Genomic DNA, 25,541 nt, shown 5'->3' with positions numbered 1-25,541 from the left:
CCCCTTCAGCCGGCACGGGCCAGCGACAGGGCACTGCAGGTGAAACCCGGCCCCAGCGCCGTCAGCACCGTGCGCTGCGGCAGGCCGGCATCCACGAGACGCTCGAGCACGAACAGCACCGTTGGCGCCGACATGTTGCCGTACTGGCGAAGCACCTCGCGTTCGTGGTCGAGCGTGCCTTGCGCCAGATGCAGCGTCGTTTCCAGCGCCGTGATCACCTTGGCACCGCCGGGATGGCAGGCGAAGCGATCGACCGAGGCGCGCGCCACGCCGATGCGAGACAGGATGCCGTCGACCGCCGGGCCGACCTGCTGCTCAGCAAAGGGCGGGATGGACCGGTCGAAGATGACACCTAATCCCGTCGGATCGACCTTCCAGCCCATGATGTCGAGGGTATCGGGCCAGACATGCTCGCCCGCCCCTTCGATCCGGGCGAGTCCCTCCTCGCCCGGGCCGGCGCGCATGACACAGGCCGCCGCGCCGTCGCCGAACAAGGCGGTCGCCACCATGTTGGCGGGCGTGAGCTGGTCCATGCGGAAGGCGGCCGTGCAAATCTCTATCGCCACCAGCAACACGGTCGAGCCGGGCCGCGCCGCCGCGAGACGGCTGGCGATTGCCAGCCCCGAGACGCCGCCCGCGCAGCCGAGGCCAAACACCGGCACGCGCTCGACGTCGGCCCGAAAACCCATGCGTCCGGCGACGCGCGCCTCGAGGCTGGGCGTCGCGACGCCGGTCGAGGAGATGGTGACGATCGTGTCGACTTCCGAGGCATTGCACCCGGCCGCCGCAAGCGCCCGCGTTACGGCATCCACGAACAAGTGCTGGGCGCCCTCGAGATAGGCGGCGTTGCGCTCGGGCCAGCCCAGGGCGGAGAAATACCAGTCGAGGGGCTTCACCGTGTACCGCGAGTCGATGCCGGACGTCGTGAAAACCGGCGCCATCCGCTCGAAGGCGGCGTAGCGGTGGGCGAAGGCTCCGCGCGCCGCTTCGGCCGCTTCCGTCTGCAGGAGCCGGTGCGGCGGCACGGCATGAGCCACGGACAAAAGGGCGACGGGATTGGGCATGGGATGATCCTTCCACCGCCATAACCGACCTTCGCCCTCCGAGGCGCAAGTCACGTTTTTCTGACGCCCGGCCGAACCGCTCACCGGCGCGCAGCCGCAGAAATGCTCCAAAGGGAGTTGCCGGGTAATATTTTCGTCGGCATAACCCGGCCGTCTGTTCGGAGGCTGACCATGCCCGCGCCGGAGCCGATCATCCTGCGCGATGAGGGGGAGACACTAAATGCACGCGAATCGCCGTTCGACTCTGAAGTTGCTGGGAGGCGCTGCGCTTTCGGCCGCCACGCTGCCCGTCCTGCCGCTCGCCGCAAGGGCGCAGGAAGACCTCTACATTCCTGCCGCTTACCAGAACTTCAAGCGCGGCACGATCCACAGCCTCGACGAAAAGACGCGCGGCTTCGTCATCGTCTGGCAGGATCTCGGCCGGGTGAAGATCAAGGCGGCCGACCTCGTCACCAATTACGGCGCGCTCCGCGTCGGCCAGATCGTCGACGTCCAGTGGTACGACTATGTCGATTTCCTGATCGCGCCGACCACGCCCGCCGTGACGGCGCGCGCCAAGGCGATGATGGCCCAGGGCGCCCGGATCGAGGGCATCCCCGGCGCACGGGAGCGCATCCGCCTCTGGTCGATGGCCGGCATGTGCACCAAGGTCGACCTCGCGACCAACTCCGTGTTCCTGATCAACGCCTCTGGCGGCGAACCCGACAAGCCCTCGCCCGACAGCGGCGAAGTCATTCAGATGCCGCAGGTCGTGAGCGAGGCGGGCAAAGCCGCGCTGAAGACAATCAAGCCGGGCACACCGATCACCACCGTGTACAGCGTGCAGACCGCGCTCCAGGTCACGATCATCCGCTGAGCATTTCTGCATATCTCGGCAACGACGCCGGGCCCGCAAGGGCCCGGCGTTTTCGTGTCGGCATTGTCCTCGCCGCGACCGGAGTGCTAGCACACAAGAAGCAACTCTTGCGGGAGGACGCCATGGCCGCCTCATACGATCTGATCGTGCGCAACGGAACGGTGATCGACGGCACCGGAGCCGAGCCGCGCAAGGCCGACGTCGCGATTCAGGATGGCAAGGTCGCCGCCGTGGGCCGCATCGGCGGCAGCGGTCGCGAGGAGATCGACGCGAAGGGCCTCGCGGTGACGCCGGGCTTCGTCGACATCCACACCCACTATGACGGCCAGGTCACCTGGGACGATCGCTTCTCCCCCTCGTCGGGCCATGGCGTGACGACGGTGCTGATGGGCAATTGCGGCGTCGGCTTCGCTCCCTGCCGCCCGCAGGATCGCGACACGCTGATGAACGTCATGGAAGGCGTCGAGGACATTCCCGAGCTGGTGATGCGCGAAGGCGTGCCCTGGAACTGGCAGAGCTTTCCCGACTATCTCGCGGCCCTGTCGAAACGCCATTGCGACATCGACTTCGCCACGCAGGTGCCGCATGCGCCGCTGCGCGTCTTCGTGATGGGCAAGCGCGGCGTCGACCGTGAACCAGCCAACGCGTCGGACATGGCGGAGATGGCGGCTCTGGTCCAGGAAGGGCTCGACGCCGGCGCGCTGGGCTTCTCGACCTCACGCTCGTTGTTCCATCGCACGCCCGAGGGCGCGCTGACGCCGACCATAACCGCCGGCGAGGAAGAGCTGGCGGCGATCGCGCGCGGCATGCGACGCGCCGGCAAGGGCGTGATCCAGCTGCTCGACGATTTCGCCGACACGACGGCGGAGGGTGCGACCGAGTTCGCCATGCTGCGCCGGCTGGTCGAACTCTCTGGCCGGCCACTCTCCTTCACCCTGCTCGATCTCTCGCTCTACCCCGGACGATGGCAGACGCTGCTGCGCGAGATCGAGCGCGCGCATCGCGACGGCCTGCCGATCCGCGGCCAGGTCGCGGCGCGGCCGGTCGCTGTGCTGTACGGGTTGGAGCTGTCGTTCCATCCCTTTTCGACCTGCCCCAGCTATCGTGAGGTCGAGGGCCTGCCGCTCGAGGCCAAGCTCGCCAAGCTGCGCGACCCGACGCTGAAGGCGAAGCTGCTCGCCGAACAGCCGACCTATCGCAATCCGCAGATGCTGGCCTTCATGCGCAGCGTGGCCAACATGTTCGTGCTGGGCGATCCGCCCAACTACACGCCACCGGCCGACCAGAGGCTCGACGCCCGCGCCGCAAGACTCGGCATCACGCCGCTCCAACTCGCCTACGACCTGCTGGTGAGCGGTGACGGGCGCACCATCCTGTTCCATCCCGGCGCCAACTATACGGACTGCTCCGATGCCAACATGGCCAGCATGCTGCGTCACGAGCATACGGTGATGGCACTGGGCGACGGCGGCGCGCATTACGGGCTGATCTGCGACGCGAGCTACACGACCCACGCCCTCACCTACTGGACGCGCGACCGCAAGGGCGAACGCTGGTCCCTACCCTGGGCGATCCAGCAACTCACCGACGTGCCGGCGCACGCGGTCGGGCTGGGAGATCGCGGGCGGCTGCAGGTCGGCTACAAGGCCGACCTCAACGTGATCGACCTCGACCGTCTCAAGGTCTCGGCGCCGCATCCCGTGCACAACCTACCGAGCGGCGGCCGGCGGCTGGAACAGAAGGCCGAAGGCTATGTCGCCACGATCGTGAGTGGCGACGTGACGTATCGTGACGGCGAGTTCAGCGGCGCACGTCCGGGACGACTGGTCCGCGGCGCGCGATAGGCATCGATCTGAATTCATTCTCCTCTCCCCGATAAGGGGAGAGGGATATAACGGTTACTTCAGCGCGAAACCTTCATATCCGTTGGCCGCGATCTCCTCGCACTTCTGGCGGTATTTCGGTGCGCCGCCAGCATAGGCCATGAAGGTGCGCTTGAGGCGGCCGGGCACGTTCTTGTTCACGCCGGTCATCCAGGAATCGACCTTGGTCAGAAGCAGCCGGGAGCCCGTCTCGTAAACGTGCGTCGTCCAGGCCGTTTCGGCCTCCGGCGTCGCCTCGATGCGGGTCAGCCCCTTGTCGCGCATGTAGTCCAGCAGGTCCGACACGAACTCGACGTTCTGCTCGATGCAGCGCGGCAGGTTGCAGAAGGTCGCCGCATTGTGCGGGCCGACCAGGGTCAGCATGTTCGGAAATCCCACGACATTGAGCCCGAGATAGGTGTGCGGCCCATCGGCCCATCTGTCCCGGAGCTTCTCTCCGCCGCGGCCCTGGAAGTCGATGCGATCGAAGGCGCCGGTGATGGCGTCGAAGCCGGTCGCGTAGATAATCATGTCGAACTCGTAATCGACACTACCGACGCGCAGGCCGGTCTCCGTAATGCGCTCGATCGGCGTCTCTCGGATGTCGACCAGCTTCACGTTGGGCTGGTTGTAGACCTCGAAGTAGCCGCTCTCGAGCGGCACGCGGCGCGTGCCGTAGCCGTGGTTGGTCGGGATCAGCTTGTCGGCGATCTTCGGATCCTTCACGCGGGCGCGAATCTTCTTGATCACGAATGCCGTCAGCGCGTCGTTGGCCGCCTGGTCCATCAGCACGTCGCGGAAATTGCCCTGCCAGAAGGCGAAGCCCGGCATGCTGTAGAGCTTCTCGAAGAAGGCCTCGCGCTCCTCCGGCGTCACGTCGGTCGAATGCCGCGGATCGGCGGTATGGACGAAGCAGCCCCAGTTCTCGCGGCACTGGGCAAAAATCTGGTCGTAGCGCGCGCGGATGTCGGCCATGGTCTCCGGCTCGATACGGCTGTTGCGCAGCGGGGTGCACCAATTGGGCGTGCGCTGGAACACGGTGAGTTCGCCTACCGTCTTGGCGATCTCGGTGATGGCCTGCACGCCCGACGCGCCGGTGCCGATCACGGCGACCTTCTTGCCCTCGAAGCTGACCGGATGGTGCGGCCACAGGCCGGTGTGCCAGGACTCGCCCCTGAAATCCTCGATGCCGGGAATGGTCGGCATGGTGGGCGACGACAGCGGACCGATCGCGGTTATGAGGAAACGCGCTCGGGCGCGGCCGCCATTCTCGAACACGACCTCCCACTCATTGGCCGCTTCGTCCCAGTGCGCCGCCTTCACGCGGGTATTGAAGGTGATATCGCGGCGCAGGTCGAATTTGTCGGCGATGAACTCGCAATAGCGCAGGTTCTCGGGCTGGCCTGAGAAATGCTCCTTCCAGTCCCACTCCTTCAGCACTTCGGGCGAAAAGGAGAAGCCGTAGGTCCAGCTCTCGGAATCGAAGCGCGCGCCGGGATAGCGGTTCCAGTACCAGGTGCCGCCGACACCGCCGCCTGCTTCGTAGACCCTCGCCTTGAATCCCATCTGGCGCAGCTTCAGGAGCTGGTACATACCCGAGAGACCGGCGCCGATCACAATGACGTCCGATTGTTCGAGAATGGCGGGCTCGACAATCTCGACGCTCTCGCTCGTCCGACTCGCTTCAGCCGCGATAACCATGGCGTTCCTCACCTGATTTTGCGGAAGAGTATAGCGCAGCCGGGGATTTTTCGACGATGCGCAGAGCGAGATTGGACGCAGCTAGCGCAGGTGCTTCGGCGAACCGTAGAGATTTGCCAGTCGAGCAATCAGGAAGGCGACGTACATGACGCCCAGCACCTGCTCGATCACGATCAGGGACCGCGCCATCGGAGTCGCTGGCGTGATTTCACCGAAGCCGGTCGAGGTCAGCACGGTGAAGGAGAAGTACGTCAGGTCCGGCCAGTTCAGCTTGCCGTCCGGACCGTGGGCTATGGCGGCCGTGAAGGCGTCAGCCTGGAACACCTGGAGGAAGCCAAACAGGCTGGCAAAGGACATCGCGATCAGGATGTAGGCCGCCACGGCGCCAAACACCTTGTCGGTCGTGATCGGCCGGCGGTCGAGCACATAGCCCAGGAGCGCGATGGTTATTGCCCCCACGAAGAGCGCCGTGGCTCCGAGCGCGATGGGCCGCAGCCAGATGTGGCCCATCCGGTCGGCGATCAGCGTATCGACGGTGATGAACCCGAATACGCCCAGCCCCCAAAGAACAGGCCGTTCGAGTCGCAGCGCCCAGACAGCAAGGACGAGCACGACGAACAAAGCCACCCCGAGCATGGAGCCGCCGATCGCCGAACTGGCCAGCAGGGGGTTGAGCAGGATGAAAAAGGTGAGCGCGGCCACGAGAGCGCTGCAGCGGTTGCGCCGCACATAGGCGATCCGGCGCAGCATACGATGTCGGGTCATAGTTCAGGCTCGGGCCCCCACCCCTTTTAGCTTATTTCCCCAGTCTCAGGCACGCAGACTGCAAAACACGGCAACCAAAGGCAAACGGCGGGCGTTCCTCGGGCAGTTGGAGGATTCCGTCATGTTCCGCAGGGTTTTCGCTTCCCTCGGCCTTCTCGTTCTCGTCTTGACTGCCTGCGAACAGCAGGTGCTCGTTGCCGCTCCGTCCTCGGATCCGGGCCACTACGAGGTCGTGGGGCTGGTCGCCGATTGAGATCGTGGGCCTAGCCCCGGAATAGCGACCACAGGACGCCGGCCACCAGTCCCAGGACAATCAGACACGCAAACAGCATCAAGGCGATCTGCGCCCGCTTGTAGTGATGGTGCCCTTGCGCCGTCGTTCCCTGCGGGTGCAGGCGCGCGCCCAACTCGTACTTGGGAACGTGACCCGCCGCGTGCGCCTTGCCGTGCACGCTCAGGAAGCGGATGAAGTGCCAGAGCGCGCCCAGTGCCGCGAACATGCCCAGCAGCCAGAACGGCGCGAAGAGCATCCAGATTTCAACGTCGGTACCCAAGAGATCCCCCTGATGTCGCCTCTCTCTTAGGCCGGATCGGCTAGCGGGCAAACCACGGATTGAAGGGGTAGCGCTGCCAGCGCCGGTCGTCGAACAGGACCAGGAAGAGCTGCGCGAACATCTGTCCGAGCCGCGGATCGTCGGGGCCAGTCGACTGGGTCCACGCCGTCGTCTGGGAAAGCGCGAGGTCGTTGCGGCAATAGACGCCGAACACATAGACGCGGCCCGGCGTGGGCGGCTTCAGAAAATACTGCCCGGCACAGACGCGCGCCGCTGTGAGATCGTTGGCTGGAGCGAAAACCAGCACGAGACGGTAGCTGGGTCGGAGTTCTTCAGGGGGTGACTGGTAGGTGAAGGTGAGGGCCGGCCTCGGCTTGTTGGCCTGCATCAGCGGCAGCAGCCCTTGCTTCACCTGCTCGACCGGCCACTGCGGAAAGGGATTGCCCGCCACGATGACCTGGAAGAGGCGGCCGTCGGTCGCCGCCCAGAATTCGGAAAAGTCGTATTCCGGAGCGTAGTCGAAGCCTCCGACCGTCTGCGCCCGGAGCGGACAAGACAGGCCGAGCCAGACCAAGGTCACCATGAGGACACACCGCAGAGCGGCCATTTGTGGAAACCTCGCAGCCTCGGAAGCCTTTCGGGCACGCAACGGAGTTGAACACATGATGAAGGTCGTCGGCATTTCCCTTCTGGCTCTCACCCTCGCCGCCTGTGGCGACACCTGGGGCCAACGGGCTGTGACGGGCGGCGGCATCGGTGCCGGCACCGGCGCTCTGGTCGGCGCCCTCACCCCGATCGGACTGCTGCCCGGCGCCCTGGTAGGCGGTGCCGTCGGTGCCGGCGTGGGTGCGGCGACGACACCCCGCCGATAAGGCGCCGCCGTCAGCGCATGCGGGCGCGGCGGTGCTCGGCCAGGTCGGTGGGCGGCTCACCGGTCAGGGCGGCTTTGGCGAGTTTGAAGAGCTGCACCGCCTTGTTGGCTTTCACGTCCCAGTACTCGGCGTCGGCGACAAGGACCGCGACCAGCGCCAGCTCGGGGTCCTCGACGCCGCCCGGGAACCACGCCTTGGCCGCCGCGCTCCACAATTCCTGCTTCTTCACCGGATCCTCGACGAGGCGAGCGGTCCCGCTCGCCGAGACGTATTTGTCGGAGTCGTGATCGGCGTAGGCCACATTCACATCCGGCGAGGCCGTGAGGTCGGCCAGCGGCTGCCCAGAGCGCGCCATGAAGAACCAGATGACCGCGCCGCGATCGGCCTCGCCATTCTGGGTGGTCATGGGGCGCGAGTAGAGACGCCCGTCGGCGCCCCGCACGGTCAGCATGCCGAAACGGATGTCCCCGATCATGTCCCACAGCTTGCTGGTGTCGATGGTCTGCGCGGTCATGCCCGCCCCTCCTCAATCTTTGGATTTGGCGACACAACGAACGCGCCGGACGCCAGTTCCGCAGAGGCCGTGAAGCATCCAGCAGGCCGTCGAAGTGGGTTTTTCAGAAGGACCGTCTAGCGACATCGACCGTCAACGGTCACCACGACCCAAATTTAAGGGGGGTGCGACATCCGCTTCGTTTGTTTCGTTTATTTCGTTTGTTTCGTTTATTTGCCGTGATTCTGACTTTTTCGCCGACCTGCTAGGCTGCGGCCATGAAAATCTGCCTCTACGGCGCTGGCTCGATCGGCGGGATCATCGGCGCCCACCTCGCGCGCGTGAAGGGCATCGAGGTGAGCCTGATCGCGCGTGGCGCCCATCTCGATGCCATTCGCCGGAACGGCCTGCGCCTGGTCTCGCCACACGAGGATTTCACCGTGAAGGTGAACGCGACCGACGATCCAGCGCAACTCGGCCCGCAGGACGTCGTATTCATCACCCTGAAGACGCATCAGTATCTCTCGGTGCTCGACAATGTGATGCCGCTGCTGGGACCGCAGACGGCGCTGATCCCGCCGACCACCGGCGCACCCTACTGGTTCTTTCACAGGTTGAACGGCCCGTTCGAGGGCAGCCGCCTGAAGCGCATGGACCCCGGCGGCCGGCAATGGTCGATGTTCGGACCCGAGCGCGCGCTGGGCTGTGCCTATTGGGCGGGCGGCGTCGTCCCCGCACCGGGCGTGGCGCATCTCGAGAACGAGGTCTGCTACCTGCCGCTGGGCGAGCCCGACGGCTCGAACTCGTCGCGGGTCACGGCGCTCAGCGCCGCCATGACCGAGGCCGGGCTCAAGGCACCGGTGAAGACCGACATCCGCGCCGAGATCTGGAGCAAGATGATCAACAGTCTCACCTGGAACCCGATCGCGGTGCTGACCCTGGCCGACAATGGCGGCATCGGCCGTAGCGCCGGCGCCGTCGAGATCGCGCGGCGCATGATGACGGAAGCCGAGGCGGTCGCCGCCCGGTTCGGTGCGACGATGGCGACGCCGATGGAAAAGCGCATCGAATTCACGGTCGGGCTGGGCGACCACAAGATGTCGATGCTGACCGACCTTCAGTCCGGCAAGCCGCTCGAGATCGACGCGCTCGCCGATTCGATCGCCGACCTCAGCGAACTGGCAGGGGTCGAAACGCCGACCATCGACATGATGCTGGCCCTCCTGAAGCTGCGGGCGGCACAGGCGTAGAGTTTCCCGTCGTCCTGAGCGCCGCCGCCCAAAGGGCGGCGCAGTCGAAGGACCTCTTTTCCGGCGCAAGACCCGTTGAAGCGAAAAGAGGTCCTTCGACTTCGTTCGCTTCGCTCACTCCGCTCAGCAACCATTAAGAATGCACTATGCGGCGACGCGGCGAGATGAGATCCACGGGGTGCCGCGGGCGACGACGGCGTTGACCTGGATGAGCATCTTGCGCGCACAGGCGATCATGATCTTACGATGGGGTTTGCCGGCGGTCTTCAGGCGTTGATACAGCGCCTTGATGGCCGGATTCCAGCGGAAGGCTGCCGCGAGGCTGGCGGCATAGAGCGCGCGACGCACCCGATCGCGGCCGCCGCCGATGCGGCTCTGGCCTCTCCATTTGCCCGACTGCCGCACGAAGGGAGCCAGCCCCGCCAGGGAGACAATCGGTTCACGCTCGAGACGCCCGAGTTCGGGCAGCAGCAGCAGCAGGCTGAGCGCGGTGCGCTCGCCGACCCCGTCGACGCTCTGGATCAGTTGCAGCCGGGCCAGCAGGTCAGGCTCGGCGGCGATGCTCTTCATCAGCAGGATCCGCTCTGCCGCCTCGCGCCGTTCCAGCCGCTCGACCTCCCGGCGCAGGAAGCGGCGCACATGCGCCAGATGCGCGGCCTCCAGGCGCGTCTTGGCCCGCACCACGTCGTCCTCCAGCTGCTCGATCAGCCGCAGATGCTCGGCAAGGGGAACCAGCCGCGCATCCGAAGCCTCGTGCACCTTGTCGAGCAACGCCGCGCAGGTGGCGATCAGCGCCGCATCCAGTGGGTCACTCTTGGCCCGGCGCAGGCGGTATTGCGCGAACGCCCGGACCTGTAGGGGCTGCAATACCGCTACTTCGAAGCCGGCCTCGCGCAACGTGCCAGTCACTTCCTGCGAGTACGAACCGGTGGATTCCAGACCGACCCGCACGACCTGCGCCGCGCGGAGCCATTGGATCAGCTGGTGATGGCCGGCCGCACTGTTGTCGAACGCCATGCGGTCTGCCGCGCCGTGCAGCGCCACGTCCAGCCGCGCCTTGCCGATGTCGATCCCGGCTACGACCATGCTAACATCGCTCATCTTCGTCCATCCTGCCTCGTCTTCGAACCTGGAGTTCGGGCAACCATCCGGATCGGGTGAAGAGGCCGGCCGCGATCTTGCTGAGCTCATCCCCCAAAGGGATCAGACGACGTCGATCCGACGACCGGCCGCGCGGGCCCGGATGGCCATCCGGGCCCGCGCGCTCCTTGCGAAGCGTCTAAAGGCTAGCCGTTTTTGCTAAGACGAGGACGACGGGGTAAGTTTGATTACCAGCTTTCCTTCCACGGCCTGAGGTCCATCTCGAAAGTCCAGGCGCTGCGCTTCTGGCGGTGAAGCTGCCAGTAGGCTTCGGCGATGTCGTCGGGATTGAGGATCGCGTCGGGGCCGGCATTGTAGCGATCCGGAAAATTGGCCTTGATCCATTCGGTGTCGATGGCGCCGTCGACGATGACATGCGCGACATGGATGTTCTGGGGGCCGAGCTCGCGCGCCATCGATTGCGCCAGCGCCCGCACCGCGTGCTTGCCGCCGGCGAAGGCCGAGAAGCCGCGGCCGCCGCGCATCGACGCGGTGGCCCCGGTGAAGATCATCGTGCCCTTGCCGCGCGGGACCATGACCTTGGCGGCCTCGCGCGCCGTCAGGAAGCCGGCAAAAGCCGTCATCTCCCAGACCTTGCGATAGACGCGGGAGGTCGTGTCGCGAATGTCGAAACGCACGTTGCCGCCGATGTTGAAGACGAAGACCTCAACCTCGCCGATCTCGGTCTCGATCTGGCGGAACAGCGCCTCGACCTGCGCCTCGTCGCGGGCGTCGGAGCCGAAGGGATGAACCCTGCCCCCCTCTCCGACGATGCGCGCCACCAGGGACTGAAGCTTGTCGGCGCTGCGGCGCGTGACGACGGCGGTGTAGCCTTCGCGCGCGAAGCGGCGGGCAATGGCACCGCCCGTCGCATCGCCCGCACCGATCACGACGCAGACCTTGTCCTTGGCCATGGCTGTCTCCTTTGCCGCCCAATCTGTCGGCCGTAACCAGGCGGCTCAAGGGAGATTACGTCATGGCTGGCTGAGTTTCGGTCCTGACGGACCTCAGCGCGTGTGCCCTCCGCAACTCGGCGGCTGTGAGACCCGTCCCGTCGGGGCGCCAGCCCGGTGCACCGAACAGATACATCCAGACGTCTCGGGCCGAGCGCGCCGAGGCCAGGTCCTTCGCGAGCCCGAGCCACGGGCCGACGTTCAGGACGAACGGATTGCGCGACGAGACCGCGGGCGAGACCAGGCCGAAATCGCACGGCAGGTCGTCGCGCTCCGGCACATAGGTCCCGAACAGCCGGTCGAAGAGGATCAGCACCCCGCCGAAATTGGCGTCGAGATACTCCGGATTGCGCGCGTGGTGGACGCGATGCGCGGACGGCGTGTTGAGCACGTATTCGAGCCAGCCGAGTTTCGGGATCCAGTCGGCATGGATCCAGAACTGGTAGAGCAGGTTCAGGAACAAAGCCGTCAGCACCGTCTCCGGCGTGAAGCCCAGCAGCACCAGCGGCGTGAAGAAGAGCGACGTGCCGGCGAAGCGGCCGATCCAGCCCAACCGATAGGCCATGGCGAAGTTGAACTGGTTGGGCGAGTGATGGACCGAGTGCGAGGACCAGAACCAGCGCACCGTGTGGCTGGCGCGATGGAACCAGTAGTAGAAAAATTCGAGTCCGAAGAAGAGCAGCAGCACGGACCAGGCGCTGTCGAGCGACTGGGTGAACAGGCGGTGCTCGTACATCCAGCCCAGCCAGGGCGCGGCGAACGTGTAGGGAATGAAGGCCAGCAGGCGGCGGCCGGCAAGATCGGCCAGCGAGCAGGCCCAGGACTTCCAGTCGTAAGCCCCAGCCCGCGTCCGTGATTGCCAGATGCCTTCGGCCAAGGCCGCGAGAAGGACCAGCGGCAGGATGACGAGATAGAAGATGGCGAGGGACTGCATGAGAGCCTCCGTATGACTTGCCGGCGCCGAATATATGAGTGATGCTCATGTTCCGTTACTCGCCTTCCCGCCCCCGGTGCCGCCATGGCTGCACGTCGCCAAGCTGCTGAAAACAAACGGAGATTGCCGCGCCAGGCGCGCGCGGCGCAGACCGTTGCCTCGATCGTCGAGGCCTCGGCTCAGATTCTCGAGAAGGGCGGCCTGGCCGCCTTCACCACCAACGCCGTGGCCGAGAGGGCCGGCGTCAGCATCGGCACGCTCTATCAGTATTTTGCCGACAAGAACGCACTGCTGATGGCGTTGGCCCGCGAGGAGATGGAAGCCGCCCTGGGCGAGGTGGGGCGGGCCTTGCAGGGCGAGGGTGATCCCTCGCTCGAGGGCCGCGTGCGGGCCATGGTGCGGGCGATCGTCCACGCCTTCCGCGGCCGGCAGCGCGCCCGCAAGGCGGTCGTGCAGGCGCTTCTGGCGCAGGGTGCCGGCATCGAGCTGATCGCACCGGTCGCCGCTTTCATCGCGCGAGCTGGCGAGACCGTCGGGCGCGGGTCGAACCCGCTGGTCGGTCCCCTGACCCGCGAGCAGGCTTTCGTCGTGTCGCGCGCCCTCATGGGCGTCGTCCGCGCCGCGGTGCTGGAGGAGCAGCAGTTCCTCGCAAGCCGCGCCTTCGAGGACGAGATCGTGCGGATGATCGTCGCCTATCTCGGCGCGATCAGCCCTGCGGAAGCGGCACGTTGAGGAGCACGCCGAACTCGCGCGCAAGATCGCAGCTCACGCGTGCATGCACCTTGCCCTGCTTGTCGAAGAAGCGGCCGGTCTCGTTCACCGGGAACACACCTTCGTGCCAGATGCCGGGATGGATGTAGATGCCGAAGCTGCCGTCCGACCAGAAGGCCTTGAAGGTCTCGGGCTGAAGATCGTCGCCCGGCAGCGCGGCCGGCACGACGAAGGGCTTGCCGTCGAGCGGCCAAAAGAGCTGCCCACCATCTGGGTGGTAGTTGCAGTGCCACAGGAGCACGCGGCCCTTGCTCAGCTTGACGCCCGGCCGCACCGCCTCCGGCAGATCGCGGAAGCCGATGACATAGTGGCCGCCGACTGCCTCGTTGCGGCCGATCAGCTCGTTGCCCCGCCATTCGCAGGTGAAGATGCCCTCGGTCGTGCCGCCCTCGATGCCGGTGCCGGCATCGAGCTTGCGCGAGCCGCTGAGCGGCCACGGCACGATCTCGATCTTCTGCCTCTTCGGATCGCGAACGACCTCGCCATAGCCCTTGATCGTCTCGCGATTGGCACTGATCAGGGGAACGTCGAGCAGGCGCAGCCCGGCCGGCACGTCGGGATTGAGATAGTCGAAGACGACGCCGTCATGCATGTCGCTGGTCCCTACGCTGCCTTGCCCAGATCCTCGCCGGCCAACGCGCGTTCGATCAGCTTCACGACATTGTCGCGGCCATAGAGCTTGATAAAGGCGCCCATCCGCGGCCCCTGCTCGCTGCCGAGCAGCACCTCGTAGAGCGTCTTGAACCACTGCCGCAGCTCCTCCTTAGCGAAGTGGCGCTTGCCGGCCTCGTAGACCTCGTCCTGGATGAGCTCCGCCGTCGCGTCCTCGGGCATCTTGCGCAGCGTCTCGAGCAGGTCCTGTAGCGCCGGCCGTTCGCGGTCGGTGGGCAGCCGGAACTTCTTCGAGGACTTCACGAAGTCCTGGTAGTAGGCGACGGCGCCCGCGAGCAGCCGGTCGAGATACGGCGCGGTCTCCGGCGTCGCGCCTGGCACGTAGCGGCGCAGATACTGCCAGAGAACGTCCTTGTCTTCGGTGTTGGCGACTCCGGCGAGGTTGAGCAGCATGCCGAAGGTGACGCCGGCCGCTGAGTTGGCCGGTGCGGCGCCGTCATGGATGTGCCAGGCCGGATTCTCCAGCGCGCGGGCGGGTTCTTCCTTCGGCAGCTTCTCGACCAACGACAGATAATCGTCGATGGCACGCGGGATCACGTCGAAATGCAGTCGCTTCGCGCGCCGCGGCTGCTGGTGCATGTACAGCGCCAGCGATTCCGGCGAGGCATAGCGCAGCCATTCCTCGACCGAGAGGCCGTTGCCCTTGGACTTGGAGATCTTCTTGCCTTCCTCGTCGAGGAAGAGCTCGTAGTTGAAGCCCTCCGGCGGCTTGCCGCCCAGGATGCGCACGATCTTGGCGGAGAGTTCGGCCGACGGAATCAGATCCTTGCCGTACATCTCGTAGTCGACGTCGAGCGCGAACCAGCGCCCGGCCCAGTCGGCCTTCCACTGCAGCTTGACGTTGCCGCCGGTCACCGGCGTCTCGACCATCGAGCCATCCTCGTCGCGATAGACGATGGTGCCGGCATCGGCGTCGGTCTTGATCACCGGCACCTGCAGCACGCGGCCCGTCTTGGGCGAGATTGGCAGGAAGACGGAGTAGGTCGCGCGACGCTCCTCGCCCAGCGTCGGCAGCATGACCGCCTGCACCCCGTCGTAGTGACGCAGCATGGCGAGCAGCATCTCGTCGAAGCGGCCTGACTTGTACCATTCGGTCGCGGACTGGAACTCGTACTCGAAGCCGAACGAATCGAGGAAGGCGCGCAGCCGCGCATTATTCGCCGCGCCAAAACTCGGATGCTCGTTGCTGAACGGGTCGGGCACCGACGTCAGCGGCTTGCCGAGATGGGCCGCCAACATCTCCTTGTTGGGGACGTTGTCCGGCACCTTGCGCAGGCCGTCCATGTCGTCGGAGAAGCAGAACAGCCGCGCCGGCACGTCGGACAGGCGGCGGAAAGCCTGGCGCACCATCGTGGTACGAACGACCTCGCCGAAGGTGCCGATATGCGGCAGGCCCGACGGACCGTAGCCGGTCTCGAACAGCACATAGCCTTTCGCCGGCGCTTTGCCGCCGGTGCGGGCGACGAGCTTGCGGGCTTCTTCAAACGGCCACGCGCGTGCGGCCTCGGCAAGGGTGCGATCGATCTGGGACATGGGTCGGCCAAACTAGGTGCGAGGGCCATTTGCGTCAATTGCAGCAGCGGCCCAAAGTGCCGCGTCTGCAATGAATAAACGCGCACTCTCGCTCTCGATCGGCGGCCTGCTGGCGATGGCAGCCGGCATCGGCGTCGGCCGCTTCGTGTACACGCCGATCCTGCCGGCCATGGTCGAGGCCCTGTCCCTCAGCAAATCGCAGGCCGGGCTGATCGCCTCGGCGAATTTCCTGGGCTATCTCGCGGGCGCGCTGCTGGCGGCCCTGCGCCTGCCGGGCTCGCGCCGTTTCTGGCTGTTGGCTTCCCTCGCGGTCACGACGATCTGCCTGCTGGGCATGGGCCTTGCGACCGCAATGCCCGTCTTCATCGGCCTGCGCATCGTCGCGGGTGGGGCAAGCGCTTTCGCGCTGATCTTCAGCTCTGCACTCGTGATCGACCGTCTGAGCGCCTCAGGACAGGGTGCGCTCTCCGCCGTGCATTTCGCGGGCGTCGGCGTCGGCATCTCCATCTCGGCAATCATCGTTGCCGTTCTGCTCCAGCTGGGCGCCGCCTGGAGCATGCTGTGGTACGCGAGCGCGGTGTTTGCCGTCGCAGCAGGTTTCGCCGTCGCCTGGCTGGTGCCGCCCGACGAGGCGGCGGCGCAGACGACGAAACGTCCGGCCGAAATGAGCCTGTCCGCCGAGTTCGTGGCCCTTCTTCTCGCCTACGGCCTGTTCGGTTTCGGCTACGTCATCACCGCCACCTTCATCGTCGACATGGTACGCGGGACTTCGTCGATCGCCCCTCTTGAGCCCTACATCTGGCTACTGTTCGGCCTCTGCGCCGTCCCTTCGGTGGCGCTGTGGACGGCACTTGGCCGGCGCTGGGGCGTCCTTCGCATCTACGCCGTGGCCTGTATCGTCGAGGCGGCGGGCGTCGCGGCCAGTGCGCTGTGGCTGCATCCGGCCAGCATCTTGATCTCAGCGGTGTTCGTGGGTGGTACCTTCGTAAGCCTAACGGCACTCGGCCTCGTCGCCACACGTTCGACCGGCAGCGATCCGCGCGGACGTATTGCGCTGATGACCGTCTCGTTCAGCATCGGCCAAATCCTGGGGCCGGCCTTCGCGGGCTACGTCTATGACGCCACGGGGAGTCTCGCGGTGCCGCTGTTGGCCGCCGTAGCTGCGCTTGTACTGGCCGCCGTCCTGTCGCTGATGGCCGACGCCAGGCGTCGCGCCCTCAGCCCTTCCATGTGAAGGGGAAGAGCTGCTGGCGCACGAAGCCGGTCGGCATGTAGTCGCCCAGCACGCCATATTTGCCGGGAAAGCGGCGGTCGGATTTCACCGCCGTGCCGAACATATAGTCGATGAAGGCGAAGTGGGCGGCGTAGTTGCGGTCGATCGCCTCGCGCTCCGAGCTGTGATGCCAGTGATGGAAGTCGGGCGTCACGATCAGCCACTTGAGCGGCGCCTTGCCGAAGATCGCGGGCAGCCGGACGTTGGCGTGATTGAACACCGCCTGGAAGCCCACGATCACGATATAGACGTCGGTGACGGCCTGGCTGAAGCCCAGCACGTAGAGCACCCCTAGGATCGAAACGCGCGTCGTCAGAAGCTCGAACAGATGGAGGCGCGAGCCGGCCATCCAGTCCATGTGCTCGGCGCTGTGATGCACGGCATGGAACCGCCACAGGAACGGAATCTCGTGATAGGCGCGGTGCGTCCAGTACTGCACCAGGTCGGCGACCAGCAGGACGAGAAAGAGCGCGGCGAAGAACGGCAGGCCGCCGACCCATTTCTGCAAGGGATCCCAGACCAGCCAGCCGAACAGGCGATGGATGGCAAAATTCACGATCAGCAGCGCCAGTCCGACCACTAGATGATTCACGATGAAATGCGTGAAGTCGGTCTGCCAGCCCGGACGGAACACCGGCTGCTCGCGATGAAGCGGCGCCATCTTCTCGATCAGGATGAAGATCATGCTCGAACCGAGCAGATCCAGGATGAACCAGTCGAGGCCGATATAGGGCGTGTTGTCAGGGAAATCGGATACGGGGACCCGGTGGCCGCCCATCGCGGCGGCGAGCGCGATCAGGGCCAGCGCCGTGCCGTTCAGCCAGCGATTGCGGCGCTGGGCCAGGTTAGCGATCGCCATGCCGCCCGCAATCACCATGCCGACCAGCAGAACCTGCCTGAGCAGGCCCACATCGTACTTCTTGCGCAGGTCCGGCGTGGTCAAATACTCGGGGAAATGGAACGCCAGCACCGCCAGCACGGCAAGGCCGCCCAGCGTGAGAGCGATGATGCCGGTGATCTTGCCCTTGCCCACTGGCAGGGCGCCGGACTGGTGGAAGACCGCCGTGGTCTTCTTGACGACAGGTGGTGGCTTCATAGCCGATCATCCTAAACGCAACCGGCAGTCGCTGCATCGGGCATTTGCCCTGTGCTATCTACGGCCCAGTGACGTTTCCAGCGACCTCCTCCTGGCCGGCTTTGGTCGCGACCGCCCGCGGCGCCCTATGGCGTGCGCCTGACGGAACGCTCGAGCGTTTAACCGGCGCCGACGCAGGGCGTCGGGCGGCCGGCACCCTGCCACTGGTCTGCCACGCGCCCGCGGTCGCGGCGCGTCTCGGGCTCGAAGACCTTCCGGCACACGACCTGCTCGAACTCTTCGCCTTCGTGCGACCGGCACGCTTCTGCCTGCCGACGGTGCGCGGCCTGTGCGAGACGCTCGGCCTCGAAGTCCCCGCGACGCCCGAGCAGGAGGTGGCCTCCCTGTCCGCAGTCGCCCGCGCCCTGCTCGAAGAACTCGACGACATGGCAGCACTCGCTTCGTCCGAAATGAAGGAAACGGCGCTCGCCATGGCCCGTGGCCAATGGAGCTGGGGCGATTCGGTACTGGATGCCCTCGGCATCGACATAGGGAGCAACAAATCGCGCCCGGGCGCAGGCCTCGATATCTGGAAGAGCCTGCCGGTGTGGGAAGAGCCGCCGCCCGCACCGCCGCCGGGCAGCCAGCCCGTCGAGCCGCGTGAAGCGCGATTGCGTTTGGCCCATCTCGTTTCGGCCGGCTCCAACATGGCCGAGGCCCGGCCGACCCAGAGCGACTATGCCTCGGCCGCCAGCGCGGCCTTTGCGCCGCGCGAGGAGGAAGGCAAACCACATGTCGTGCTGGTCGAGGCCGGCACCGGCGTCGGCAAGACCCTGGGCTATGTCGCGCCCGCCAGCTTGTGGGCCGAGAAGAACGGCGCCCCGGTCTGGATCTCGACCTACACGCGCAACCTGCAGCGCCAGATCGACAACGAACTCGACCGGCTACATCGCGACTCGGCGGAGAAGCGGCGCCGCGTCGTCATCCGCAAGGGTCGCGAGAACTATCTCTGCCTGCTGAACTTCCAGGAGGCGGCGATGCGCACCGGCCTGGTGCCGGAGAATGCGGTCGGTCTCGGGCTGATGGCGCGCTGGGCGCTGGCCAGCCGCGACGGCGACATGATCGGCGGCGACCTCCCGGCGTGGTTGCTCGACCTGGTGGGCCGCAGCCGGGTGCAACGGCTGGCCGACCGGCGCGGCGAGTGCATCTATTCGGCGTGCGAACATTATCGGAAGTGCTATGTCGAGCGCACGATCCGCCGCGCGCGTCAGGCCGACATCGTCATCGCCAACCACGCGCTGGTGATGATCCAGGCCGCGATGGGCGGCCTCGACGACGCCACCCGGCCGCTGCGCTACGTCTTCGACGAGGGCCATCACCTGTTCGAGGCCGCCGACGCCGCCTTCGGCGCGCATCTGAGCGGCGTCGAGACGTCGGACCTGCGCCGCTGGCTGCTGGGCGCCGAGGGGCGTCGCGGCAGCCGCGCCCGCGGGCTCGAGCGTCGAGTCACCGATTTGCTCGGCGAGGATGTCGAGGCGCAGGGTGCCCTGCGACGCCTGCTCGATCTCGCCCAGAAACTACCCTCGCCCAACTGGCAGACGCGGCTGGCCGACGGCACCGTGCTGGGTCCGGCCGAGGAATTCCTGGCGCTGGTGCGCCAGCAGGTGCGGGCGCGGTCGGCCGGTGACGACCAGGGCTTCGGCCAGGAATGCGACGTGCGCCCGCTCAATCCCGGCCTGATCGAGGCCGCCGACCAGCTGGCCGATGCACTGGAGAAGATGCTGCAGCCGGTGCGCCGCCTGCGGCAGGCGCTGCGAGCCAAACTCGAAGGCGAGGCCGACAAACTCGACTCGGGCCAGCGCGCGCGCATCGAGGGTGTGGCGCGCTCGCTCGCCAACCGCTGCGAACTCACGCTCGAATCCTGGCGCGCCATGCTGCGCGGCCTGCACAACGATCCCGATCCTGCTTTCGTCGACTGGTTCGCCGTCGAGCGCGTGCAGAGTCGCGAATACGACGTCGGCATGTACCGCCACTATCTCGATCCGGCGGAGCCGTTCGTAAATGCGGTGATCCGTCCCGCGCATGGCGCCGTGATCACCTCGGCCACCTTGCGCGATTCGCTGGGCGTGCCGCAGGCCGCAAACGATGAGGACGTGACCACGCAGGCCGACTGGATGGTTGCCGAAGCGCGCACCGGCACGCGCCATCTCGCGGCCCCGGCCGCGCGCGCGGCGATGGCGTCGCCTTTCAACTATGCGAACGCGACCAAGGTTCTGGTCGTGAAGGACGTGAAGCGTGACGATGCCGATCAGGTAGCAGCGGCCTATCGCGAACTCTTCCTGGCGGCAGGCGGTGGCGCGCTGGGACTCTTCACCGCCATCGGCCGCCTGCGCGCCGTCCACCAGCGCATCGCGCCGGTGTTGGAAGAGGCCGGACTGCCACTCTACGCCCAGCATGTCGGTGGCATGGATGCTGCCACCCTGGTCGATATCTTCCGCGCCGAGGAGCATTCGTGCCTGCTCGGCACCGACGCCGTACGCGACGGTGTCGATGTCCCTGGACGCTCATTGCGCCTTATCGTGTTCGACCGCGTACCGTGGCCGCGCCCCGACATCCTGCATCGCGCGCGCAAGGCGCATTGGAAGGCGGCCGGCGCCGGGGCCACCGGCTATGACGACATGCTGGCGCGGCTGCGGTTAAAGCAGGCCTATGGCCGTCTGATTCGCCGGGCCGACGACCGCGGAGTCTTCGTCATGCTCGATTCGCGTTTGCCGACGCGTCTGTTGAGCGCTTTTCCGCCGGGTGTGCTCGTGGAGCGCATCGGCCTTGCCGACGCGGTGGCCGAAACGAGGCGGTTTCTGGATAGTTGAGATCGGCGCAACGATCGCCCCGACCGGCTGTTTCTCCTGCAACAACCAGCGCAACAGGAGGAACTCATGAACACCAACAAGTTGATCGCCCTCACCGCAGCGGCACTTCTCTTCGGCGGCTCGGCGATGGCACAGAGCGGCGGAAGCTCTGGGGGCAGCGCGGGCGGCAGTGCCGGTGCTGGCGGCGGCGCATCGAGCGGCGGCGCCTCTGTCGGCGGTGGCGCCTCGACGACGGGTCCGAGCGGCACGACCGGCACGGGCACCACGGGCGGTGCCACGACCACGACACCGGGCGGCAGCTCGCCGGGCGCGGGCGTCGGCGCTACCGGGAGCGGTACCGCCCCCGCGCCGGGCGGCAGCACCAGTTCGATGGGCGTCGGCGCCGGCACGACCGGCGGTGGCTCGGTGAACCAGGGCGTGGCACCTGCGCCGTCCGGTACTGGCGGTGCGTCGGGCGGCGCGACCCGCTGACGCTTCCGTCTCGAACGACGCGGCCCGCTCCCTTTAGGAGCGGGCCGTTTTTCGTTGCGCTGGGAAGGATCGTCCCGTGTCTGACACCTTCTGATAGAGTGGTAGTCGTTGAGTGACTTCCTCCGTTCGAGCCCCCGAGACATGCGCCCTTCGACCAAGGTCCTGATCGCCACCGCAGCCCTCGCAGCCGTCGGCGCCGGCCTCTATGCCATCGCCTCCCGCTTCCCTCAGCCTCCCGCGCTGGCCACCACCCGGCAAGCACCCTCCGCGACGGCACCCATCGTCCCTGCTCCTGCTGCTACTCCCTCATCCACTCCGTCCTCTGCGCCGAACGGCGCTTCGGTTTCGGAGCTCTACGAAGCCTGCGTGCGCGGCGCCTGGCCCACGGTGAAGGATGCCGATGAGCGCGCGGCAGCCTGCTCCAAGGCCTTGCAGACGCGCCAGCTCAAGCCGGACGAGATCGCGCTCGCCCGGCTGACGCGCGGCCTCGCCCGCACCGCTCTGGGCGACAAGGCGCTGGCTGCCGATGACTATTCGGAAGCACTCAAGCATTACGATGGCGTCATCGATCCCAAAAATCCCGACGCGCTGAATCTCTACCGCCGCGCCACGGCCCTGCACGCGACGGGCGAGACGGATCGCGCTCTCGCCGACTACAACGACGCGATCCGCATCGACCCCGCCAACTCGCTCGCCTTTCTCGGTCGTGGCGTCCTGCTGGCAACGCGCAAGCGAGCCTACGATCGCGCGATCGAGGATTTCGACAAGGTGCTGGTTCTCCAGCCGGACAATGTCGATGCCCTGATTGCACGGGGCAATGCCTACAGCCAGCTCGGCGACAACGGCCGGGCGCTGGCCGACCTCGACCGCGCCCTTACCCTGGCGCCCGACAATGCCCAGGCCTATGTCGTGCGCGGCCTGGCCAACAACCGGCGCGGCGAAAAGAGGGTCGCGATGCAGGACTACGATGCGGCTCTGCAGCGCGTGCCACGCTATCCGCAGGCGCTCGCCAATCGAGCTGCACTCTTTTCGGAGCAAGGAAAGTACGACGCAGCGATCCGCGATCTCGACGAGTCGATCGCAGCCGATCCTGCCAATCCCGTCGCCTACTACAATCGCGGCTACGCGCACTTCGCCAAGCACGAGTACAACAAGGCGCTGGCCGATTACGACGCGGCCATCAGGCTCGATCCCGACATGGGGCTGGCCTACAACAACCGCTGTCTCGTCCGCGCCGCCACCGGCCGGGACCTGCCCGCGGGCCTCCAGGACTGCGACAAGGCGCAGGCACTCCTGCCGCTCAATCTCGATGTCCGCGACACGCGCGGCTTCCTCTTCCTCAAGATGGGTGACCCGCGCCTTGCGGTGAAGGAATACGATCAGGCGCTCGACGTCGATCCCAATCGACCGCTGGCACTCTATGGCCGCGGGATCGCGCGCCTCACGCTCGGCGAAACGCGCGAGGGCGAAGCCGACGAGGCGGCGGCATTGACGCTCGATCCCGACGTCGCCGGCCAGTTCACGGTCTACGGCCTGAAATAGCCCTGGCCGCCTGGCCGCTCGTCGCGCTCAGTAGCCGGCGGTGCGATCGACCACTTCCTTCAACGGCTCACCCTCGAGGAAGCGCTTCAGGTTCTCGACGAACAGGCGCGCCACGAAGCGGTCGCGCTGCGGATGCGGCCCGCCGATATGGGGCAGCACGACGATGCCTTCGGCCTTCCAGAACGGGTGTTCGGCCGGCAGAGGCTCCTGCCGGAATACGTCGAGCAACGCGCCGGCGATCGTCTTGTCCTTGGTCGCCGCCATGAGATCGGCGTCGTCGACGATCTGGCCGCGACCGAAATTCAGCAGCCATGCCGAGGGTTTCATCTTCGACAGCCGCTTGGCATCGATGAAGTTCTCGGTGTCCGGCGTCGCCGGCAGCAGCAACAGGACGAAGTCCGATTGCGACAGAACCTCGTCGGTGCGTTCCGGCGGCAGCACCTCGGCCACGTTCGGGATGCGCGTCGGGCGACGCTTGGTGCCGATCACATGCATGCCCAGCGCGACGGCGATGCGCGCCACTTCCTGGCCGATCACGCCGAGGCCCAGGATGCCGAGCGTCTTGCCCGTCAGCGGCTGGGCCACGGTGTGGACCCACCTGCCCTGTTTCTGATGCTCGGCGACCTGTGCGTAGGGCTTCGCGACATGGAACAGCGCGCCGATGATGTTCTCCGGCATCGACTCGGTGTGCGTGCCGCGCGCGCAGGTGAGCGTGAGGCCCGGTGGCAGATCTGGCAGCGCCAGCCAGTTGTCGACGCCGGCGCTCATCGCCTGCGCCCAGCGCAGCCTCGGCATCGTGGGCAGCAGTCCCGCCGGCACCGCCCCCGCCATCATCGCCTCGGTCCGGGCGAGCTGCTCGGACGACGGCTTCTCCTTACGCGGCAGGGTATCGACCGCGACGCGTTCGGCGAGACCCGCGGCCTGGATCGCATCGAGATAGGCCGTCGGGGTATCCGTCCAGAGCAGGACGTGGGTACGGTTGGTCGGGGACATCGGAACTACAGTCCCTGTCCGCCGGCCACGGCGATGGTCTGGCCGGTCACCCACCCGGCGAACGGCGAGGCGAGGAACAGGGCGACGTTCGCCACTTCCTCGGCAGTGCCCATGCGGCCGAACGGGATCGAGGCCAGCGTGCCGTTGTAGAGAGCGGGATTGTCGGTCTTGCGCTTGTCCCAGACGCCGCCGGGAAACTCGATCGAGCCCGGCGCGATGCAGTTCACCCGGATGAGATCCTTGGCGTACATCGCCGCCTGCGTAACCGTGTAGTGGATCACCGCCGCCTTGATGGCGCCGTAGGGCGGCTGGCGCGCCGCGGGATGATGGGCGGAGATCGAGGAGATGTTGACCACGTTGCCCCGCGACTTCTTCAGCTCGGGCAGGGCCTCCTGCGTGGCGTGGACGATCGAGAGCATGTCGACCGCGAGGTTGCTGGTCCAGCCCTTGTCGTCGTCGGAGGAGCCGAAGGCCGAGGCGTTGTTCACCAGGAAATCGACGCCGCCCAGTGCCGAGATGGCATCCCGCACATAGCCGCGCACCGCGTCGCCCTGGGCGAGGTCGGCGCTGGCGGCATGCGTCTTGTGCCCGTACTTGGCGAGTTCAGCGCGGGTCTCCTCGAGCGTCTTGGAATCGCGTGCGCAGATCGACACGTCGCCGCCGCAGGCCGCAAACCCCATCGCGATGGCCTTGCCGATACCGCGGCTGCCGCCGCAAACGATTGCCTTCTTGCCCGTGAAATCCAGCTTCATCGCACCGTCTCCTGTTGCGGGCGCCACCGTGGCGGCCGCGCCCTCTCAAATCAAGCGAAGGCTCCGGCGGGCGTCATATTGAACAGCGGAACGACTCAGTTAGACTGTCGTCCAATAAAGAAAGCACAGGAGGCTACGTTCAAGATGACCAAAGTCATGATTCCGCGCCGACGCGCGCTCCTACTCTCTGGCGGTGCACTCGCCGCTCCGATGATCGCCTCAGGCATCGCCCGTGCCCAGAGCGACTGGCCCAACCGCCCGGTGAAGTACATCGTGGTATTTCCGCCGGGCGGCCCGACCGACACCCTGTCGCGCATCGTCTGCCAGGAACTTTCCGAGCTGACGGGGCAGCAGTTCATCATCGAAAACCGGGCCGGCTCCGGCGGCAATATCGGCGCCGACGCCATCGCAAAATCGCCGCCCGACGGTTACACGATCGGCCTCTATACGATCGCCGCACACGCCATCGCCCCCACGCTCTATACCAAGCTGCCGTTCGACGCGGGCAAGGACTTCACCGGCATCGCCATGCTGTGGTCGGTGCCCAACATGCTGATGACGCGGCTCGACTTCCCGGCCAACACGATCCCCGAGCTGATCGCGCTGGCGAAGGCCAATCCCGGCAAGTATTCGTTCGCCTCGTCGGGTGCCGGCACCAGCCCGCACCTCACCGGCGAGATGTTCAAGCAGATGGCCGGCGTCAACCTACTGCACGTCCCCTACAAGGGCAGCGCACCCGCCCATCAGGACATCCTGGCAGGCCAGGTCGACATGATGTTCGACAACATTCCAGGGCCGCTCGGCCTGATGAAGGGCGGCAAGGTGAAGGGCTTCGCGGTGACATCCAAGGAGCGCCATCCCTCGGTGCCCGACAAGCCGACCTTCGCGGAATTCCTGCCGGGCTTCGAGATCACCTCATGGGGCGGCGTCTGCGCGCCGGCCGGCGTGCCGCCGGCCATGGTCGAGAAGCTCTCGGCGCTTACCAGGCAGGCGTTGCAGAAAGCGAGCGTCAAAGCCGCATTCGACCAGCAGGGCGCCACCCAGATCTGGATGACGCCCACGGAGACCGCCGCGTACCGAGCCGCCGAGGAGAAGAAGCTCGCACCGGTGATCAAGGCATCGGGCGCCAAGGTGGAGTGATTTCC

The 25,541-nt window shown here is 66.5% G+C and carries 25 protein-coding genes; 11 read left to right on the top strand and 14 right to left on the bottom strand.

What is annotated here, in order from left to right; translation table 11 throughout:
* Positions 1-5: 5 nt before the first annotated feature.
* The gene (locus tag ACQY78_RS21820) at positions 6-1,064 is read right to left on the bottom strand and encodes a type III polyketide synthase (protein WP_428678628.1); all 1,059 of its coding nucleotides are present in this window, start codon (positions 1,062-1,064) and stop codon (positions 6-8) included.
* Positions 1,065-1,284: 220 nt separating this feature from the next.
* Here ACQY78_RS21820 and ACQY78_RS21815 point away from each other — a divergent pair, with 220 nt between their 5' ends.
* Together ACQY78_RS21815 and ACQY78_RS21810 are read left to right on the top strand one after the other, a co-directional pair.
* Positions 1,285-1,920: a hypothetical protein gene (locus ACQY78_RS21815; protein ID WP_428678625.1), complete on the top strand. Its 636-nt coding sequence runs from the start codon at positions 1,285-1,287 to the stop codon at positions 1,918-1,920.
* 122 nt (positions 1,921-2,042) lie between these two features.
* Positions 2,043-3,764 carry an N-acyl-D-amino-acid deacylase family protein gene (locus ACQY78_RS21810; protein WP_428678623.1) on the top strand — a complete coding sequence of 574 codons (1,722 nt, stop codon included), beginning with the start codon at positions 2,043-2,045 and terminating at the stop codon, positions 3,762-3,764.
* 54 nt (positions 3,765-3,818) lie between these two features.
* Here ACQY78_RS21810 and ACQY78_RS21805 read toward each other — a convergent pair whose 3' ends face one another.
* Together ACQY78_RS21805 and ACQY78_RS21800 are read right to left on the bottom strand one after the other, a co-directional pair.
* Entirely contained in the window at positions 3,819-5,483 is a 1,665-nt protein-coding gene (locus tag ACQY78_RS21805) for a flavin-containing monooxygenase (RefSeq protein WP_428678620.1), read from the bottom strand.
* An 81-nt stretch (positions 5,484-5,564) separates the two neighbouring features.
* Entirely contained in the window at positions 5,565-6,248 is a 684-nt protein-coding gene (locus ACQY78_RS21800) for a potassium channel family protein (protein WP_428678618.1), read from the bottom strand.
* Positions 6,249-6,369: 121 nt separating this feature from the next.
* Between ACQY78_RS21800 and ACQY78_RS21795 the strand changes: the two genes are divergently transcribed.
* Positions 6,370-6,501 carry a hypothetical protein gene (locus tag ACQY78_RS21795; protein WP_428678616.1) on the top strand — a complete coding sequence of 44 codons (132 nt, stop codon included), beginning with the start codon at positions 6,370-6,372 and terminating at the stop codon, positions 6,499-6,501.
* A 10-nt stretch (positions 6,502-6,511) separates the two neighbouring features.
* Here ACQY78_RS21795 and ACQY78_RS21790 read toward each other — a convergent pair whose 3' ends face one another.
* On the bottom strand, positions 6,512-6,802 hold the full coding sequence (locus ACQY78_RS21790; RefSeq protein WP_428678614.1) for a hypothetical protein: 291 nt from the start codon (positions 6,800-6,802) through the stop codon (positions 6,512-6,514).
* 40 nt (positions 6,803-6,842) lie between these two features.
* Positions 6,843-7,409, bottom strand: a complete 567-nt coding sequence (locus ACQY78_RS21785) for a hypothetical protein (RefSeq protein WP_428678612.1) — start codon at positions 7,407-7,409, stop codon at positions 6,843-6,845.
* Between the two features lie 55 nt (positions 7,410-7,464).
* Between ACQY78_RS21785 and ACQY78_RS21780 the strand changes: the two genes are divergently transcribed.
* Positions 7,465-7,674 carry a bacteriocin gene (locus ACQY78_RS21780; protein WP_298305841.1) on the top strand — a complete coding sequence of 70 codons (210 nt, stop codon included), beginning with the start codon at positions 7,465-7,467 and terminating at the stop codon, positions 7,672-7,674.
* Positions 7,675-7,684: 10 nt separating this feature from the next.
* Here ACQY78_RS21780 and ACQY78_RS21775 read toward each other — a convergent pair whose 3' ends face one another.
* Complete coding sequence (locus ACQY78_RS21775; RefSeq protein WP_428678609.1) at positions 7,685-8,188, bottom strand: pyridoxamine 5'-phosphate oxidase family protein; 504 nt, start codon at positions 8,186-8,188, stop codon at positions 7,685-7,687.
* A 257-nt stretch (positions 8,189-8,445) separates the two neighbouring features.
* Between ACQY78_RS21775 and ACQY78_RS21770 the strand changes: the two genes are divergently transcribed.
* On the top strand, positions 8,446-9,417 hold the full coding sequence (locus tag ACQY78_RS21770) for a ketopantoate reductase family protein (protein WP_428678606.1): 972 nt from the start codon (positions 8,446-8,448) through the stop codon (positions 9,415-9,417).
* 144 nt (positions 9,418-9,561) lie between these two features.
* Here ACQY78_RS21770 and ACQY78_RS21765 read toward each other — a convergent pair whose 3' ends face one another.
* The 3 genes from ACQY78_RS21765 to ACQY78_RS21755 form a co-directional block, all read right to left on the bottom strand.
* Positions 9,562-10,503: an IS110 family transposase gene (locus ACQY78_RS21765; RefSeq protein WP_428676459.1), complete on the bottom strand. Its 942-nt coding sequence runs from the start codon at positions 10,501-10,503 to the stop codon at positions 9,562-9,564.
* Between the two features lie 242 nt (positions 10,504-10,745).
* Positions 10,746-11,471, bottom strand: a complete 726-nt coding sequence (locus ACQY78_RS21760) for an SDR family oxidoreductase (RefSeq protein ID WP_428678603.1) — start codon at positions 11,469-11,471, stop codon at positions 10,746-10,748.
* A gap of 55 nt (positions 11,472-11,526) precedes the next feature.
* Complete coding sequence (locus tag ACQY78_RS21755; RefSeq protein ID WP_428678601.1) at positions 11,527-12,444, bottom strand: sterol desaturase family protein; 918 nt, start codon at positions 12,442-12,444, stop codon at positions 11,527-11,529.
* 123 nt (positions 12,445-12,567) lie between these two features.
* On the opposite strand from ACQY78_RS21755, the gene ACQY78_RS21750 reads away from it, so the two are divergent.
* Positions 12,568-13,176, top strand: a complete 609-nt coding sequence (locus tag ACQY78_RS21750; protein WP_428678598.1) for a TetR/AcrR family transcriptional regulator — start codon at positions 12,568-12,570, stop codon at positions 13,174-13,176.
* Here the strand turns inward: ACQY78_RS21750 and ACQY78_RS21745 are convergent.
* Both ACQY78_RS21745 and ACQY78_RS21740 read right to left on the bottom strand, forming a co-directional pair.
* The gene (locus tag ACQY78_RS21745; RefSeq protein ID WP_428678596.1) at positions 13,151-13,807 is read right to left on the bottom strand and encodes an ureidoglycolate lyase; all 657 of its coding nucleotides are present in this window, start codon (positions 13,805-13,807) and stop codon (positions 13,151-13,153) included. The two genes, ACQY78_RS21750 and ACQY78_RS21745, sit on opposite strands and share 26 nt — an antisense overlap.
* A gap of 11 nt (positions 13,808-13,818) precedes the next feature.
* Positions 13,819-15,420 (bottom strand): lysine--tRNA ligase, encoded by a 1,602-nt coding sequence (locus ACQY78_RS21740; protein WP_428678593.1) that lies wholly within the window; start codon positions 15,418-15,420, stop codon positions 13,819-13,821.
* Positions 15,421-15,490: 70 nt separating this feature from the next.
* On the opposite strand from ACQY78_RS21740, the gene ACQY78_RS21735 reads away from it, so the two are divergent.
* A complete protein-coding gene (locus ACQY78_RS21735; RefSeq protein ID WP_428678590.1) occupies positions 15,491-16,654 on the top strand; it encodes a YbfB/YjiJ family MFS transporter in 1,164 nt (387 codons plus the stop codon).
* Here the strand turns inward: ACQY78_RS21735 and ACQY78_RS21730 are convergent.
* Positions 16,638-17,789: a sterol desaturase family protein gene (locus tag ACQY78_RS21730; RefSeq protein WP_428678588.1), complete on the bottom strand. Its 1,152-nt coding sequence runs from the start codon at positions 17,787-17,789 to the stop codon at positions 16,638-16,640. The two genes, ACQY78_RS21735 and ACQY78_RS21730, sit on opposite strands and share 17 nt — an antisense overlap.
* Before the next feature lie 68 nt (positions 17,790-17,857).
* Here ACQY78_RS21730 and ACQY78_RS21725 point away from each other — a divergent pair, with 68 nt between their 5' ends.
* From ACQY78_RS21725 to ACQY78_RS21715, 3 genes are all read left to right on the top strand, one after another.
* Entirely contained in the window at positions 17,858-20,638 is a 2,781-nt protein-coding gene (locus tag ACQY78_RS21725; RefSeq protein WP_428678585.1) for an ATP-dependent DNA helicase, read from the top strand.
* 66 nt (positions 20,639-20,704) lie between these two features.
* On the top strand, positions 20,705-21,109 hold the full coding sequence (locus tag ACQY78_RS21720) for a hypothetical protein (protein WP_428678582.1): 405 nt from the start codon (positions 20,705-20,707) through the stop codon (positions 21,107-21,109).
* 141 nt (positions 21,110-21,250) lie between these two features.
* A complete protein-coding gene (locus ACQY78_RS21715) occupies positions 21,251-22,651 on the top strand; it encodes a tetratricopeptide repeat protein (RefSeq protein WP_428678580.1) in 1,401 nt (466 codons plus the stop codon).
* A gap of 27 nt (positions 22,652-22,678) precedes the next feature.
* Here the strand turns inward: ACQY78_RS21715 and ACQY78_RS21710 are convergent, their stop codons facing one another.
* Both ACQY78_RS21710 and ACQY78_RS21705 read right to left on the bottom strand, forming a co-directional pair.
* The gene (locus ACQY78_RS21710) at positions 22,679-23,644 is read right to left on the bottom strand and encodes a D-2-hydroxyacid dehydrogenase (RefSeq protein WP_428678577.1); all 966 of its coding nucleotides are present in this window, start codon (positions 23,642-23,644) and stop codon (positions 22,679-22,681) included.
* Between the two features lie 5 nt (positions 23,645-23,649).
* Entirely contained in the window at positions 23,650-24,396 is a 747-nt protein-coding gene (locus ACQY78_RS21705; protein ID WP_428678574.1) for an SDR family NAD(P)-dependent oxidoreductase, read from the bottom strand.
* A gap of 144 nt (positions 24,397-24,540) precedes the next feature.
* Here ACQY78_RS21705 and ACQY78_RS21700 point away from each other — a divergent pair, with 144 nt between their 5' ends.
* Positions 24,541-25,536 carry a Bug family tripartite tricarboxylate transporter substrate binding protein gene (locus ACQY78_RS21700; RefSeq protein WP_428678571.1) on the top strand — a complete coding sequence of 332 codons (996 nt, stop codon included), beginning with the start codon at positions 24,541-24,543 and terminating at the stop codon, positions 25,534-25,536.
* Positions 25,537-25,541: the final 5 nt, after the last annotated feature.

Origin of the sequence: Reyranella sp., from assembly GCF_965279625.1 — a bacterium.
Lineage (GTDB): Bacteria > Pseudomonadota > Alphaproteobacteria > Reyranellales > Reyranellaceae > Reyranella.
This window is presented reverse-complemented; position numbering and strand designations above follow the sequence as displayed.

What these genes read in the sequence shown, in the direction of transcription:
- ACQY78_RS21785 (WP_428678612.1), bottom strand. Translation starts at nt 7,409, where the DNA reads ATGGCCGCTCTGCGGTGTGTCCTCATGGTGACCTTGGTCTGGCTCGGC.
- ACQY78_RS21765 (WP_428676459.1), bottom strand. Translation starts at nt 10,503, where the DNA reads ATGGTCGTAGCCGGGATCGACATCGGCAAGGCGCGGCTGGACGTGGCG.
- ACQY78_RS21780 (WP_298305841.1), top strand. Translation starts at nt 7,465, where the DNA reads ATGATGAAGGTCGTCGGCATTTCCCTTCTGGCTCTCACCCTCGCCGCC.
- ACQY78_RS21805 (WP_428678620.1), bottom strand. Translation starts at nt 5,483, where the DNA reads ATGGTTATCGCGGCTGAAGCGAGTCGGACGAGCGAGAGCGTCGAGATT.
- ACQY78_RS21760 (WP_428678603.1), bottom strand. Translation starts at nt 11,471, where the DNA reads ATGGCCAAGGACAAGGTCTGCGTCGTGATCGGTGCGGGCGATGCGACG.
- ACQY78_RS21740 (WP_428678593.1), bottom strand. Translation starts at nt 15,420, where the DNA reads ATGTCCCAGATCGATCGCACCCTTGCCGAGGCCGCACGCGCGTGGCCG.
- ACQY78_RS21730 (WP_428678588.1), bottom strand. Translation starts at nt 17,789, where the DNA reads ATGAAGCCACCACCTGTCGTCAAGAAGACCACGGCGGTCTTCCACCAG.
- ACQY78_RS21820 (WP_428678628.1), bottom strand. Translation starts at nt 1,064, where the DNA reads ATGCCCAATCCCGTCGCCCTTTTGTCCGTGGCTCATGCCGTGCCGCCG.
- ACQY78_RS21800 (WP_428678618.1), bottom strand. Translation starts at nt 6,248, where the DNA reads ATGACCCGACATCGTATGCTGCGCCGGATCGCCTATGTGCGGCGCAAC.
- ACQY78_RS21705 (WP_428678574.1), bottom strand. Translation starts at nt 24,396, where the DNA reads ATGAAGCTGGATTTCACGGGCAAGAAGGCAATCGTTTGCGGCGGCAGC.
- ACQY78_RS21815 (WP_428678625.1), top strand. Translation starts at nt 1,285, where the DNA reads ATGCACGCGAATCGCCGTTCGACTCTGAAGTTGCTGGGAGGCGCTGCG.
- ACQY78_RS21775 (WP_428678609.1), bottom strand. Translation starts at nt 8,188, where the DNA reads ATGACCGCGCAGACCATCGACACCAGCAAGCTGTGGGACATGATCGGG.
- ACQY78_RS21755 (WP_428678601.1), bottom strand. Translation starts at nt 12,444, where the DNA reads ATGCAGTCCCTCGCCATCTTCTATCTCGTCATCCTGCCGCTGGTCCTT.
- ACQY78_RS21795 (WP_428678616.1), top strand. Translation starts at nt 6,370, where the DNA reads ATGTTCCGCAGGGTTTTCGCTTCCCTCGGCCTTCTCGTTCTCGTCTTG.
- ACQY78_RS21710 (WP_428678577.1), bottom strand. Translation starts at nt 23,644, where the DNA reads ATGTCCCCGACCAACCGTACCCACGTCCTGCTCTGGACGGATACCCCG.
- ACQY78_RS21715 (WP_428678580.1), top strand. Translation starts at nt 21,251, where the DNA reads ATGCGCCCTTCGACCAAGGTCCTGATCGCCACCGCAGCCCTCGCAGCC.
- ACQY78_RS21735 (WP_428678590.1), top strand. Translation starts at nt 15,491, where the DNA reads ATGAATAAACGCGCACTCTCGCTCTCGATCGGCGGCCTGCTGGCGATG.
- ACQY78_RS21700 (WP_428678571.1), top strand. Translation starts at nt 24,541, where the DNA reads ATGACCAAAGTCATGATTCCGCGCCGACGCGCGCTCCTACTCTCTGGC.
- ACQY78_RS21810 (WP_428678623.1), top strand. Translation starts at nt 2,043, where the DNA reads ATGGCCGCCTCATACGATCTGATCGTGCGCAACGGAACGGTGATCGAC.
- ACQY78_RS21745 (WP_428678596.1), bottom strand. Translation starts at nt 13,807, where the DNA reads ATGCATGACGGCGTCGTCTTCGACTATCTCAATCCCGACGTGCCGGCC.
- ACQY78_RS21720 (WP_428678582.1), top strand. Translation starts at nt 20,705, where the DNA reads ATGAACACCAACAAGTTGATCGCCCTCACCGCAGCGGCACTTCTCTTC.
- ACQY78_RS21770 (WP_428678606.1), top strand. Translation starts at nt 8,446, where the DNA reads ATGAAAATCTGCCTCTACGGCGCTGGCTCGATCGGCGGGATCATCGGC.